General features: G+C 73.5%; 14 protein-coding genes. 5 read left to right on the forward strand and 9 right to left on the reverse strand.

Annotation, left to right across the window (positions count from 1 at the left end):
* Genes D9V37_RS11025 through D9V37_RS11035 form a run of 3 tightly spaced genes read right to left on the reverse strand, consistent with a single transcriptional unit; the run spans position 1 to position 4,370 of the window.
* Complete coding sequence (locus D9V37_RS11025; protein ID WP_121806199.1) at positions 1–1,935, reverse strand: glycosyltransferase family 39 protein; 1,935 nt, start codon at positions 1,933–1,935, stop codon at positions 1–3.
* Entirely contained in the window at positions 1,932–3,521 is a 1,590-nt protein-coding gene (locus D9V37_RS11030) for a glycosyltransferase (protein WP_121806535.1), read from the reverse strand. Before D9V37_RS11030 ends, D9V37_RS11025 begins: the two co-directional genes overlap by 4 nt.
* Positions 3,522–3,578: 57 nt before the next feature.
* On the reverse strand, positions 3,579–4,370 hold the full coding sequence (locus D9V37_RS11035) for a polyprenol monophosphomannose synthase (protein WP_121806200.1): 792 nt from the start codon (positions 4,368–4,370) through the stop codon (positions 3,579–3,581).
* A gap of 240 nt (positions 4,371–4,610) precedes the next feature.
* Here D9V37_RS11035 and D9V37_RS11040 point away from each other — a divergent pair, with 240 nt between their 5' ends.
* On the forward strand, positions 4,611–5,738 hold the full coding sequence (locus D9V37_RS11040) for a glycosyltransferase family 4 protein (RefSeq protein WP_121806201.1): 1,128 nt from the start codon (positions 4,611–4,613) through the stop codon (positions 5,736–5,738).
* Positions 5,735–6,532, forward strand: coding sequence for an SGNH/GDSL hydrolase family protein (locus D9V37_RS11045; protein WP_198412497.1), 798 nt, complete (start codon positions 5,735–5,737; stop codon positions 6,530–6,532). Before D9V37_RS11040 ends, D9V37_RS11045 begins: the two co-directional genes overlap by 4 nt.
* On the opposite strand, the gene D9V37_RS11050 is transcribed toward D9V37_RS11045, so the two are convergent.
* Genes D9V37_RS11050 through D9V37_RS11060 form a run of 3 tightly spaced genes read right to left on the reverse strand, consistent with a single transcriptional unit; the run spans position 6,496 to position 8,620 of the window.
* Positions 6,496–7,677: a thiolase family protein gene (locus tag D9V37_RS11050; RefSeq protein ID WP_121806203.1), complete on the reverse strand. Its 1,182-nt coding sequence runs from the start codon at positions 7,675–7,677 to the stop codon at positions 6,496–6,498. The genes D9V37_RS11045 and D9V37_RS11050 overlap by 37 nt on opposite strands.
* Positions 7,674–7,967 (reverse strand): GNAT family N-acetyltransferase, encoded by a 294-nt coding sequence (locus tag D9V37_RS11055; protein WP_121806204.1) that lies wholly within the window; start codon positions 7,965–7,967, stop codon positions 7,674–7,676. Before D9V37_RS11055 ends, D9V37_RS11050 begins: the two co-directional genes overlap by 4 nt.
* Positions 7,967–8,620 carry a pirin family protein gene (locus D9V37_RS11060; RefSeq protein WP_121806205.1) on the reverse strand — a complete coding sequence of 218 codons (654 nt, stop codon included), beginning with the start codon at positions 8,618–8,620 and terminating at the stop codon, positions 7,967–7,969. Before D9V37_RS11060 ends, D9V37_RS11055 begins: the two co-directional genes overlap by 1 nt.
* A gap of 23 nt (positions 8,621–8,643) precedes the next feature.
* Here D9V37_RS11060 and D9V37_RS11065 point away from each other — a divergent pair, with 23 nt between their 5' ends.
* From D9V37_RS11065 to D9V37_RS11075, 3 genes are read left to right on the forward strand one after another with little or no spacing between them, the layout of a single operon-like run.
* Positions 8,644–9,135: a GNAT family N-acetyltransferase gene (locus D9V37_RS11065; RefSeq protein WP_198412498.1), complete on the forward strand. Its 492-nt coding sequence runs from the start codon at positions 8,644–8,646 to the stop codon at positions 9,133–9,135.
* A gap of 51 nt (positions 9,136–9,186) precedes the next feature.
* Positions 9,187–9,798 (forward strand): flavodoxin family protein, encoded by a 612-nt coding sequence (locus D9V37_RS11070; protein WP_121806207.1) that lies wholly within the window; start codon positions 9,187–9,189, stop codon positions 9,796–9,798.
* 45 nt (positions 9,799–9,843) lie between these two features.
* Positions 9,844–11,052, forward strand: a complete 1,209-nt coding sequence (locus D9V37_RS11075; protein WP_121806208.1) for a cysteine desulfurase-like protein — start codon at positions 9,844–9,846, stop codon at positions 11,050–11,052.
* A 3-nt stretch (positions 11,053–11,055) separates the two neighbouring features.
* Here D9V37_RS11075 and D9V37_RS11080 read toward each other — a convergent pair whose 3' ends face one another.
* From D9V37_RS11080 to D9V37_RS11090, 3 genes are all read right to left on the reverse strand, one after another.
* Positions 11,056–11,418 (reverse strand): hypothetical protein, encoded by a 363-nt coding sequence (locus D9V37_RS11080; RefSeq protein ID WP_121806209.1) that lies wholly within the window; start codon positions 11,416–11,418, stop codon positions 11,056–11,058.
* Positions 11,419–11,483: 65 nt separating this feature from the next.
* On the reverse strand, positions 11,484–11,969 hold the full coding sequence (locus tag D9V37_RS11085) for a Dps family protein (RefSeq protein ID WP_121806536.1): 486 nt from the start codon (positions 11,967–11,969) through the stop codon (positions 11,484–11,486).
* Between the two features lie 109 nt (positions 11,970–12,078).
* Positions 12,079–12,768, reverse strand: a complete 690-nt coding sequence (locus D9V37_RS11090) for a YoaK family protein (RefSeq protein ID WP_121806210.1) — start codon at positions 12,766–12,768, stop codon at positions 12,079–12,081.
* Positions 12,769–12,784: the final 16 nt, after the last annotated feature.

Consider the following 12,784-nt stretch of genomic DNA (forward strand, 5'->3'; position numbering starts at 1 on the left):
TCAGGAGGTGGGGGAGGGCAGCAGGTCGGCGGCCGACGTCAGCGCGAAGCCGAGGGTCAGCACGCCGTCGTGCTGCACCACTCGATCCGGTCGGAAGGGCTCGACCTGCGCCTCGGCAGCACGCAGGACGCTGCGGTCCGCGGTGAGCCGGACCGAGCGCGCCGGTCCGTACTCGCCGTCGACGGTGGGGAAGGAGGTGATCCGCAGTCGGTGGTCGGCCGACAGCGTGGCCAGCAGCGTGATCAGCCGCGAGTCCACGGCACCGGAGGCCAGCGCCTTGCGGGCCGCACCGGAGAGCTCGAGGCGCGGGTTGGCGGCGAGCGCCCGGCCGGCCGAGGGCCGGGCCGCGGCGTCGCGGTCGGCGATCTGGCTGGCGACCGAGGCACCCTCGGCGTGCACCTGGTACACCGCCACCTGCTGCTCGCCGGAGCCGTACTGCGCCACGCGCGTGGCGTTGCGCAGTGCGGTGTCGACGACGGGCATGGTGCCGGCCGAACGCCGCAGCGCCTGGGTGACCAGGATGTAGTCGTAGTCCTTCCAGCCGTTGGGCGAACGACGCTCGACGGCGGGGTCGGTATCGGCCTTGTAGTACCAGACCACGTTGGTGCGGGCGAAGCCGTCGCGCACGAGGTCCGTCCACGCGGCGTCGTCGACCAGCAGCCGCTGATCGTGCGGTACCTGGGTGTCGATGTAGTGCTCGGCCTGCGCCAGCGGACGGTCCAGGTCGGCGCGTAGCAGCCCGCGCAGCTGCGTCCCCCACAGCGGCACCGCGGCGACCGCCGCGGCCAGGGCCACGACCGCGGCGGTCAGTCGGGTGGCGCGCCGCCGGTCGCGGAACGCGGTGTCCGCGACACCGGCCACCAGCAGCGCCGCGAACGGGATGAGCGCGATCACGTAGGGGACGGGCAGGTAGCCCGGCTTGAGGACCACCAGGATCGAGAAGCCGACCAGGGCGGCCAGCGGGCGCAGCCGGCGCACGAATAGGCCGATCGCGACCGAGGCGATGGTGAGCCAGGGGAGCACCGAGTCCAACGTGAGCCAGACGCGCACCGAGCGCCCCGCCTGCGTGCTGGCCTCGAAGACGCTGCCGCTGCCCTGGCGCTGCAGCAGCTGGAAGGCGACCCCGCTGAGCAGGCTGACCCGGTTGCTGCCGGGCAGCACCTCGCCCTTGACCAGCGCGAAGGCGACGTAGCCGGCGACGATCAGGGCGAAGAGCGAGGCTGCGACCGACAGCGTGTACCGGCGGCTGCTCGGGTGGGCCGAGCGCCACAGCTGCCAGACCAGGAACGGGAGCAGCAGCGCGAACGTCTCCTTGCTCAGCACCGCGACGCCGAAGCAGAGCGCGGAGCCGGCGAAGGCCGCGAGCTGGTTGCGCCGGCTCATGGCGAGCACGAAGGAGCCCAGTGCCCACGGCACGGCCACGTTGTCGAGGTAGACCGTGCGCGAGAACTGCACCGAGAGCGGCGAGACGGCCATGATCAGCGTCGCGAGCCCGGCTGCCGGGCGACGCATCCCCAGCCGGCGGGCGAGGACCCAGACCAGGACCACCGAGACCAGGTGGGCCACGACCATCGCCTCGCGGCCGGCCGCGACCGCCGTGGAGTAGCGGTCGAAGCCCCCGGTCAGGCCGGTCCACGCCGCGATCTGGATCCAGCCCAGCGGCGGGTGGTCGTACCAGTAGGTGTAGTGGGTCAGCTCGTGCAGGTGCAGGATCGCCCAGGCCTGAGCGGTGTAGGTGCCTTCGTCGTCGATCCGCTGCGGAGCCCCGGTCATGTTGACCAGGCTCAGGACGGCGGCCAGCAGCGTGAGCGGACCGACCCAGCACAGCGTCCGCCGGTGACGGTGCCACCAGCTGCGCCACCAACCGGGCTGGGCGTCGTGCGGGTGGTCGGGCTGCTGCTCGACCATGACGGGTCGTTCGAGCTGGGCGGTCATCGCAGGGCCTCCTCCGGGGTGCGGGTGGTCAGCTGCTGGTGCGGGTCGGCGCCGACGACGTGGGCGCCGACGTGGTCGGTCTTCTCCCAGCTCCCGTCGCCGCGCACCTCCCGCCAGACCGCGCGCAGGGCGGCGAAGGCGAGCATCACCTGGTAGGGAAAGGTGCCGAGCACCAGCCGCACGTAGTCGCGCACCCGGATCCGCACGCCGTAGGCACGGCCGAACTCGCCGAGACCGGCGGCCTCGACGGCCAGGGTGACCAGGGTGGGCACCACCGGCAGGAAGGTGACCAGGGCGACGGCGGTCGGGACCTTCACGGCGAAGATCAAGAACAGCGAGACCGGGATCATCAGGCCGGTGAACGCCTGCAGGAACGGCATGGTGAGCGTGTAGCGGGCCAGCGCCCGCTGCCGCCACGACGGCAGCTCCTTCCAGGCCCCCTTGCGCAGCACCTGCAAGAAGCCCTGGCTCCACCGAGTCCGCTGCTTGACCAGGGATCGGAAGGTGCCGGGCGTCTCCTCGCGGGTGACGACCGCCGGGTCGTAGGCGACGGCCACCTTCGCTCCCTGGGTGGACAGCCGGACGCCGAGCTCGCAGTCCTCGGCCAGGCAGTCGCCGTCCCAGCCGCCGGCCGCTCGCAGCAGGTCGGTGCGCACGAAGACGGTGTTGCCGCCGAGCGGGATGAAGCGGGCCTCGGCGTGGAAGTGCAGCCGGCTGCGGAACCAGAAGTAGTACTCCAGGCAGTTGCGCAGCGACCACCAGCTGGTCGAGACGTTCATCAGCTGGACGCCGCCCTGCACGATGTCGGCGCCGGTGTCGCTGAAGCGCGCGTCGATCAGGCGCAGCAGGCCGGGGTGCACCTCGTCCTCGGCGTCGAACACCCCGACGATGTCGCCGGTGCACTCCGCCAGGGCGGTGTTCATCCCGCGCGGCTTGTTCTTGGGCACGCTGTGGTCGATCACCACGCGGACCAGGCCGGGGTGCCGTCGCTCCGCGGCGCGGGCGACCTCCTCGGTGCCGGGGTCGTCGTGCCCGATGATGACGATCACCTCGAAGTCGGGGTGGTCCTGGCGGGCCAGCTCGTCGAGGGTGTGCCCCAGCACCAGCTCCTCGTGCCGGGCCGGGACGAGCAGGGAGAACCGGCGGCGGGGTGCCTGCGGCGTGGGCGAGAAGCCGGTGGCCTGGAGCGAGGTCGTGCTGCGCCAGGCGTGCAGCATCCACCACAGCGTCGTGGCCGCGACCACGGTCAGCGCGAGCGAGACGGCCACGAGCAGCCCGAGCCCGCCGAGGGCGAGCGGTGAGCGGCCCTGGCTCGAGGCGGTGCCGGCCGACGAGCCGTCCTGGCCGACGCGCGGCGGCATCACCTGGGTCTGCTGTCTCGACTCCTGCTGGTCGGGGTCGGGGGGCAGCAGGCTGTCCTGCGTCGAGTCGGCCGGGGTCTGGCTGGACGACGGGCTGGAGGATGGGCTGGGAGACGGCGAATCGTCGGCCCGGGCTGGTGCGGCGAGCAGGGTGCTCGCGAGCAGGAAGCCGGTCAGCAGCAGGACGGGGAGGAGGGCGCGCCACGACGGACGCGCGGCAAGCATCGCCACGAGAGACTCCTGGTGGTCGAGTGGGCGGTCTACAGGCGGTCGTACAAGCGGTCAGGCGGCGCGCGGTGCCTCGCGCACCGGACGCGCCGCGGGGAGGCCGACGAGGTCGCTCGGCGTCCTTCGGCCCAGGCGCGACGCTGCGCCCCACACGGTGACGCGCCACAGCGCCTCCCGCACGATCGAGCCGCTCATCTTGCTGGTGCCGTACTGGCGTTCGCGGAAGGTGATCGGCACCTCGGCGACCCGCATGCCGGCGACCAGCGCCCGGCGCACCAGGTCGACCTGGAAGCAGTAGCCGTGGGAGGCGACGCCGGTCAGGTCGACCGCTCGTAGCGCCTGCGCACGGTAGGCGCGGAAGCCGCCGGTCGCGTCGTGCACATCCAGTCCGAGGGCCCGGCGCACGTACCAGTTGCCGCCGCGGGAGAGCAGCCGCCGCGAGAGCGGCCAGTCCACGACGCCGCCCTCGGCGATCCACCGCGAGCCCAGCACCACGTCGGCGGTGTCGAGCCGCCGCAGCAGGCGCGGCAGCTGCTCGGGGGAGTGGGAGCCGTCGGCGTCCATCTCGACCACGGCGTCGTAGCCGCGGTTCAGCGCCCACGAGAAGGCGTGGAGGTAGGCCGCTCCCAAGCCCTGCTTGCCGGTGCGGTGGAGCACGTGGACGCGCGGTGCGAGCTCGGCGGCCAAGCGGTCGGCGAGCTCGCCGGTGCCGTCGGGGCTGGCGTCGTCGACGACCAGCACGTCGGCCGAGGTGGCGGACAGGGTGCGTTGGACGATCGGGCGGAGATTGTCGATCTCGTTGTAGGTGGGGATGACGACGAGGGTCTGGGCAGGATTCTCGGTCACGGGTGGGGGTTCGCCCGGCTGCACCGAGCCGGATGGGGGTGGTGAGCGAAAAAGTTCTCGATCCGAACGATTCTCAGGATCATGTCCGATTTACGAGGTTCGAAGGGGGTTCGCAGGGGTGGGCTCTCTCAGGAGCCGGACACATGCTCGCAACACGGGGCGGTGTTGTTCACGTGGTGTGCACGCGCGAGGGGCCGGGTCGCACCCGCGACGTTCACGCTCGCCCCGGACGGTGTCACCATGCGCATCTGCGTGGTCACGGAGTCGTTCCTACCGCAGGTCAACGGAGTGGCGAACTCGGTCCGGCACGTCGTGGACCGGCTCGGCGCCACCGGCCACCAGGCGCTCGTGGTGGCCCCCGGGCCCGGCCCGCGGGAGTACGCCGGCGCCGAGGTGGTGCGGGTGCGCTCCCTGGCACTGCCCGGCTACCAGGAGTTCCCGCTGGGCCTGCCCGGCTCGGCGGTGGAGCGCGCGATGGCGCGCTTCGCCCCCGACGTCGTGCACCTGGCCTCGCCGGTCGCGCTCGGGGTGACCGGTCAGCGTGCTGCCCGCCGGCTGGGCGTACCGACGGTGGCGGTCTACCAGACCGATGTCGCCGGCTTCGCGCGCCACTACCCGCACGCGTTCATGACCGGGCACGCCGAGCGGGTGATGACGCGCTGGCTGGCGCGCATCCACCGGCGCGCCGACCGCAACCTGGTGCCGTCTCGTGCCTCCCACGACCAGCTGGCGGCCCTGGGCGTCACTGACCTGCACCTGTGGCGGCGAGGCGTGAGCCTGGACCTGTTCGACCCGCGTCGCCGCAGCCCGCAGCTGCGCCGCCGCTGGGCCGACGAGGGCCAGGTGCTGGTCGGCTACGTCGGCCGGCTGGCGGCGGAGAAGCAGGTGCACCGGCTCGCCGAGCTGGCCGACCTGCCCGGCGTTCGGCTGGTGGTCGTGGGTGACGGGCCGGTGCGCGGGCAGCTGCAACGGATGCTGCCCGGTGCGGTCTTCACCGGCATGCTGCGCGGTGAGGAGCTGGCCGCCGCGTTCGCCAGCCTCGACGTGTTCGTGCACACCGGCGAGAACGAGACGTTCTGCCAGACCGTGCAGGAGGCCCAGGCCAGCGGTGTCGCCGTGGTCGCACCCGGCGTGGGCGGCCCGGCCGACCTGGTCGAGCACGGGCGCACCGGCCTGCTCCACGACCCGGCCGAGCCGGACTCGCTGCGCGACCTGGTCTCCTGGGCCTCCCGCGAGCCCGCGCTGCGGATGCACCTGGCGGCCAATGCCCGGCAGGCGGTGGCCGGACGCACCTGGGCGGCGGTGGTCGACGAGCTGGTCGGGCACTACCGCGAGGTCTGCGGCCAGGACGTCGCTCGCGCCGCATGAGGCGGGTGCTCACGCTGGTCGCCGTCGCGGGTGCCAGCGGCGTCGTCGCCGGCCGCGAGCTGCTCCGGCTGCAGGCCCGCCAGGCCCGGCGCACCATCGGCAAGCCGCTGGGGGAGGAGGCGCTGGCCGCCGACCGCACCTGGAAGAAGAAGCAGGGCGACCGGCTCGAGCTGCTCATGCTCGGCGACTCGATCGCCGCCGGCTTGGGCGCCGAGCGGCGCAAGCACACCCTGGGCGCCCAGCTGGCCCGGCGCACCGCCCGGCGCAGCGGCCGCGCGGTGCGGCTGCACACCGGCGCCGTGGTCGGCGCGGAGAGCTCGGCCCTGCGCGCACAGCTGGCCGGCCTCCCCGCCGGCTACCGGCCCGACGTCGCCGTCGTGGTCGTCGGCGGCAACGACGTCACCCACCGGGTGCGCCAGGCCGACTCGGTGGCGCACCTGGTGGAGGCGGTGACCGCGTTGCGCGAGCGCGGCTGCGAGGTGGTCGTGGGCACCTGCCCCGACCTCGGCGCCCTCACCGCGGTGCCCCAGCCGCTGCGCGCCCTGGGCGGACGCGCCTCCCGGTCGCTGGCCGCGGCCCAGCGCGTAGCCGTGCTGCCCCTCGGCGCGCACGTGGTCGCGCTCGACGCGGTGGGACCGTTCTTCCTCAGCGAGCCCGACGCGATGTTCGCCGTCGACCGGTTCCACCCCTCGGGCGCGGGCTACAAGCGCATCGCCAAGGCGCTGCTGCCGGCCGTGCTGGGTGCGGTGGGGGTGCCTCAGCCGACGTTCTCGACGACGACGGCCAGCGCCTGACCGACGCCGATGCAGATGGCGGCGACGCCCCACCGGTCGCCGGACTCGCGCAGCCGGCCCAGCAGCGTGCCGAGGATGCGGCCGCCGGACGCTCCGAGCGGGTGCCCGATCGCGATGGCGCCGCCCTTGGCGTTGACGATCTCGGGGTCGACCTTCCAGGCGTCGACGCAGGCGATGGACTGCACCGCGAACGCCTCGTTGAGCTCGACCGCGGAGACGTCGGACCACTCGATGCCCGTCCGGGCCAGCGCCTGGTTGGCCGCCTCGACCGGGGCGAAACCGAAGTCCTGCGGGTCCAGCGCGTGCACACCCCGGCCGGCGATCCGGGCCAGGGGAGCCGTCCCGATCGCCTCCGCGGCGGCCTCGGAGCCCAGGAGCACCGCGGAGGCGCCGTCGTTGAGGGGCGAGGCGTTGCCGGCGGTGATGGTGCCGTCCTCGCGGAACGACGGCTTGAGGCCGGACAGCTTCTCGGCCGTGCTGCCGGGCCGGATGCCCTCGTCGCGGGCGAGGTCGACCTCCGGCACCGCCACGACGAGGTCGTCGTAGAAGCCCGCCTCCCAGGCGGCGTCGGCGAGGTTGTGGGAGCGGGCGGCGAACTCGTCCTGCCGCTCGCGGGAGATGCCGAACCGCTCCTGCAGCTGCTCGTTGCACTCGCCGAGCGAGATCGTCCACTCCGCGGGCATGTTGTCGTTCACCAGCCGCCAGCCCAGCGTGGTGGAGGGTGCCTCGAGGTTGCCGGCCGGGAACGGCCGGGCGGGCTTCGGCAGCACCCACGGGGCGCGCGTCATCGACTCCGAGCCGCCGGTGACCACGACGTCGGCGTCGCCGACCTCGATCTCGCGCGAGCCGATGATGGCGGCGTCGAGGCTGGAGCCGCAGAGCCGGTTGACCGTGGTCCCGGGCACCGACGTCGGCAGCCCGGCCAGCAGCGTGGCCATCCGGGCGACGTTGCGGTTGTCCTCACCGGCCTGGTTGGCCGCACCCCACACGACCTCGTCGACGGCGGCGCGCTCGAGGCCGGGCGCGCGGTCGAGCACGCCGGTGATCGCGACGGCGGCCAGGTCGTCGGGACGGACGCCGGCGAGCGCGCCGCCGAACCGGCCGAACGGGGTGCGGACTGCTGCGTAGACGAAAGCCTCGTTCACGATGCCCTCCTGGCGTCGAGGTCCTGGTACTCGGGGTGCTCGCCGATCCACCGCACCGCGAACGGGCAGATCGGGAGCACGCGCAGGCCCTGCGCCCGCGCGTCGTCCATGGCCTGCTGCACCAGCCGGCCGGCGAGGCCCTGGTGCTGGTGGGCGGGTTCGACCTCCACGTGCGGCAGCACGACGGAGTCGCCCTGGCGGGAGTAGGCGGCGAAGCCGATCACCTCGCCGTCCTGCTCGACCTCGTAGCGACTGCGCTCGGGGACGTCCACGACGCTGACCTGACCCATCACTCCTCCATCTCCCACACCAGGATCTCCGACGGCTCCAGAGCCGTGAGCAGCACGGCGCCGTCCTGCTCGCCGCGCACCCGTGCGGTGTCGCCCGGGCCCAGTGGCCCGGCGCTGTGGTCCAGCGAACCACGCACCACCGACACGTGCACGTAGTCGGCTTCCGGGAGCCGGAAGGTGTGACCCTTCTCGCCTCGCGCCACGTGCAGCCGCGCGCGCGAGGAGACCTGGAGGGTGGGCCCGTCGGGCTGGGCGTACGCCGGCGCGGCGGCCGGGTCGTCGGCCACGAGCCACATCTGCACGAACCGCAGCGGCCGGTCGCCCTCGTTGCGCTCGGCGTGCTCGACGCCGGAGCCGGCGCGCAGGAGCTGCAGCCGGCCCGCGGGGGTCACCGCCCGGTGTCCGGTGGAGTCGGTGTGGGTGAGCTCGCCCTCGACCACCCAGCTGACAATGTCCAGCCCGGCGTGGGCGTGGGCGTCGTATCCCGTGCCCGGCGGCAGCAGCTCCTGGTTGTGCGCGACCAGCGGTCCGAGGCCGGTGTGCGCGGGGTCGAAGTGCGTGCCGAAGGAGAACGCGTGGCGGGTGTGCACGCCGTCCTCGGTGGTGGTCACGAAGCAGTCGGCGGCTCTGCGCACCTCGAGGGACCGGCCCATCGGCTCAGCCTAGGGTGGCGCTCGTGGACATCGGTCTGCGCGAGGTGGTCGCGGGTGACGGCGAGGCGATCCAGCGGCTCATGGACGACCCGGACGTCCGGCAGTGGAACCCGATGCGCGGCGCCACCGCCCGCGAGTGGCTCGAGCTGCGCTCCCAGGACGACGCCGCCAGCCGCACCTGGGCGATCGCCGACGCCGGCCGCTTCGTCGGCACGATCAGCCTCACCGACATCGACCTTCGGCACCGCACCGCCGACGTCGGCTACCGGGTGCTGGCCACGGAGCGGGGCCGCGGTGTCGGCACCGCCGCGCTCGGACTGGTCACGGCCCACGCGTTCGACGTCCTCGGGCTGCGTCGGGTGCAGCTCTACCACGCGCTCGCCAACCCGGGCTCGTGCCGCGTGGCCGAGCGGTCCGGCTTCGCGCTGGAGGGCACCGTGCGGCAGGCCTACGTCTACGGCGACGGCCGGCCCTACGACGAGCACCTGCACGCTCGACTGGTCACCGACCGCTGACCACCCCATGGGGTGCGGATCGCCCCGCGGTGCGCGGGGCACCGAGGATGCGTGACCGACCTCGACGTCCTGGTGCTCAACTGCTCGCTCAAGCCGAGCCCCGCGCCCTCCAGCAGCGACCTGCTCGCCGGCCAGGTGGTCGAGGCGATGCGCGAGCACGCCACCATCACCGCCCACACGGTGCGGGTGGTCGACCACGACGTCCGACCGGGCGTCGAGGCCGACATGGGCGACGGCGACCAGTGGCCGGCGATCCGCGCGCAGGTGCACGCCGCCGACATCGTGGTGCTGGCCACGCCGACCTGGATGGGCCAGCAGTCCAGCGTGTGCCAGCGGGTGCTCGAGCGTCTCGACGCCGAGGTGGCCGAGACCGACGAGCAGGGTCGCCCCGTGCTCTACGGCAAGGTCGCCGTGGTGGCGGTCGTCGGCAACGAGGACGGCGCGCACCACATCTGCGGCGTCGCCTTCCAGTGCCTCAACGACGTCGGCTTCACCATCCCCGCGCAGGGCGGCACCTACTGGAACGGCGAGGCCATGGGCAGCACCGACTACAACGACCTCGACGAGACCCCCGAGGCTGTCGCCTCCACCACCGCGGGCGTGGCTGCGAACGCCGTCCACCTGGCTTCCCTGCTGAGCGGGCAGAACTATCCGGCCGGCTGAGCGTCCCTCGTCGGTGCCGCAGCCGCCGCCCGGCATGCTGACCACATGACCTACGACGTCGCCCGGATCCGCTCGCACTTCCCGGCGCTGGCTGCAGCTCCCGGCACCGGGGCCGCCCACTTCGACGGGCCGGGAGGCTCGCAGACTCCCGACGTCGTCGCGCAGGCCGTCTACGACACCCTCACCTCGCCGTTGGCCAACCGCGGCTCGGCCACCCCGGCCGAGCGCAACGCCGAGGCTGCCGTGGTCGCCGGGCGCCAGGCCATGGCCGACCTGCTGGCCGGCGACCCGGCCGGCGTGGTGTTCGGGCGCAGCATGACCCAGCTGACCATGGACCTCGCCCGTGCGCTCTCCGCGCAGTGGGAGCCCGGTGACGAGGTGCTGCTCTCGCGGCTGGACCACGACGCCAACGTGCGGCCGTGGGTCATCGCCGCGGGCCGCGTCGGAGCCGAGGTGCGCTGGATCGACGTCGACCCCGCCACCGGCGAGCTGGGCCCGGTGGAGGTCACCGGGCGCACCCGGTTGGTCGCCCTCACCGGCGCCTCCAACCTCATCGGCACCCGCCCCGACCTGCCCGCCGTCGCCGCTCTCGCCCACGAGGCGGGTGCGCTCTTCTACGTCGACGGTGTGCACCTCACCGCCCACGCCGGCGTCGACGTGGCTGGGCTGGGCGCGGACCTGTTCGCCTGCTCGCCCTACAAGTTCTTCGGCCCGCACTGCGGCGTCGTCCACGGCCGACCCGAGCTGCTGGAGCAGATCCATCCCGACAAGCTGCTGCCCTCGAGCGACGCCGTCCCCGAGCGCTTCGAGCTCGGCACGCTGCCCTACGAGCTGCTGGCGGGCACCACCGCCGCCGTCGACTTCTTGGCCGACCTGGTGCCCGGCGAGGGCACCCGGCGCGAGCGCCTGGTCGCCTCCTTCGCCGCGCTCGAGCAGCACGAGGACCGGCTGCGCGAGCGCGTCGAGCAGGGTCTGCTCGACCTCGGCGCCACCGTGTGGTCGCGCGCCGCCCGGCGCACGCCCACGCTGCTGGCCACCTGGAAGGGCCGCGACCCCCAGCAGATCCGGGCGCGCCTGGCCGAGCACGGCGTCAACGCCCCGGCCGGCACCTTCTACGCCTACGAACCCGCCCGCCGCCTCGGCCTCGAGGCGACCGGAGGGCTGCGCATCGGCCTGGCGCCGTACACCTCCGAGGAGGACGTGGACCGGCTCCTCACGGGCCTGGCCGACGCGCTGGCCGGCCGGCCCGCGTAGCAGCTAGAGGCGCACCAGCGGCACGCCGAGCGCCGGCGATCCGGCCTGCATGCACGCCCCGACGTAGATGGCCAGCTCGCGGGCGGGGTCCGCGTCGTCGGGCATCCACTCCGAGATCCAGGCCTGCGAGGCCAGGAGAGCCGGCGTCCCGCGACGATCCTCCGCGCTACGGACGATCTGGTGCACGGTGACGCGGCCGGGCCGGGCCAGCGTCGGCAACGTCTGGTCCGGCCCGGTCTCGACGAACACCTGGCCGTAGGTGGTCTCGGGCACGAGGGCGAGCAGTGCGCGTACGGCGTCGAGCTCCTCGTGCTCGACCACGACCAGCAAGTGGTCCAACGGCTCGGAGCAGCGGTGCGGCCTCATACCTCGAGTATAGGTAAGGCTTACCTCAGTTACGCAAGGTGTCGGCCACGAACGTCTGCAGGGGACTACTGGGCGACGTGGGCCTGCAGCAGCCAGCGGTCCTTGGTGAGGCCCCGCTCGATCTCGATGGCGACGTCTTGGCTGGAGAGGTCGACGGTGTCGAGCCCGGTGACGGCGGTGCGCACCGTGACCAGCGCGGCGTCGATCAGCGCGACCACCTCGGCGACGGTGTCGGGCCACTGCTGGAAGCCGTCGGACAGCGCCGGCAGCGTGGTCTTGGCCGCCACGGTGGCCAGGCGCGAGTCCAGCGGCAGGCCGAGCGCGACGACGCGCTCGGCCGCGGTGTCGGCGTACTCCTGCGCGTGCGTGACGAGGTCGTCGAGCAGCTCGTGGACACCGATGAAGCTGCCGCCGCGCACGTGCCAGTGCGCCTGCTTTCCGTTCACGACGAGCGCTTCGAGGTCGAGGACGACCGGGGTGAGGAACTGCGCGGCACCCGCCGCGATCTCCGGGGTGGTGGACAGGTCGGACGGGGTCTGCGTGGTGGGCACGAGGGCCACTCCTTCACGTCGGAGGAGACTTGAGTGGTTCAACTCTTGCCATTCGAGCCGCGGCGCGCAAGCAAGCCCAGGCTTGCCTTCGGCGCCCTGCGACCGCGGCTCAGGCGTCTGCTGCTGCAGGGACGACGCGGTGGGTATCACGGTGGCCGAGCACGGCGACCACGACCGTGATGAGGGCCGCGACGAGCACGCCGAGGCCGAGGTGCACCCGCAGCAGCAGGGCGCCGACGCACGCACCGGCGAGGATGAGCGCCACCGCCGACCCGCGCCGCCACGGCTGCGCGCCGCGCCCGTTGCCGAACCACGACTCGGCCGCGAGCCCGGCGAGGGTGGAGGTGACCACGACGGTGCTCACGTCGCGCACCCCGACCTGCCGGGCCGTCCCGGCCTGGGTGCCCATCGCGAGCCCGAGCAGACCCGTGACCGGCAGGGCCACCACGCGGGCGGGGTCGGGGTCGGCGAGCAGCAGCACCCCGACGACCAGCATCACCGTGGCCACCGCGAGCAGCAGCACCGTGGTCAGGCTCGACCAGCCCGCGCCGCGGCGACGCAGCGTCCGTCCGGCCAGCGCCGCGCCGACCAGGAAGCCGACCAGCGCCACCAGCGGCCCCAGCACGGGCAGTCCGTTGCCGCCGGCCAACCCCATGCCGAGCACGACGACGTTGCCGGTCATGTTGCCCGTGAACACGCGGTCGAGACCGAGGTAGCCGATGGCGTCGATGATCCCGGTGGAGAAGGTGAGCGCGAGCATCAAGGGGAGGTGGAGCGGGCTGTCGGGGCGTTCGCGCATGGGCGCAGAGTGTGCC

Origin of the sequence: Nocardioides mangrovicus, from assembly GCF_003674065.1 — a bacterium.
GTDB lineage: Bacteria > Actinomycetota > Actinomycetes > Propionibacteriales > Nocardioidaceae > Marmoricola > Marmoricola mangrovicus.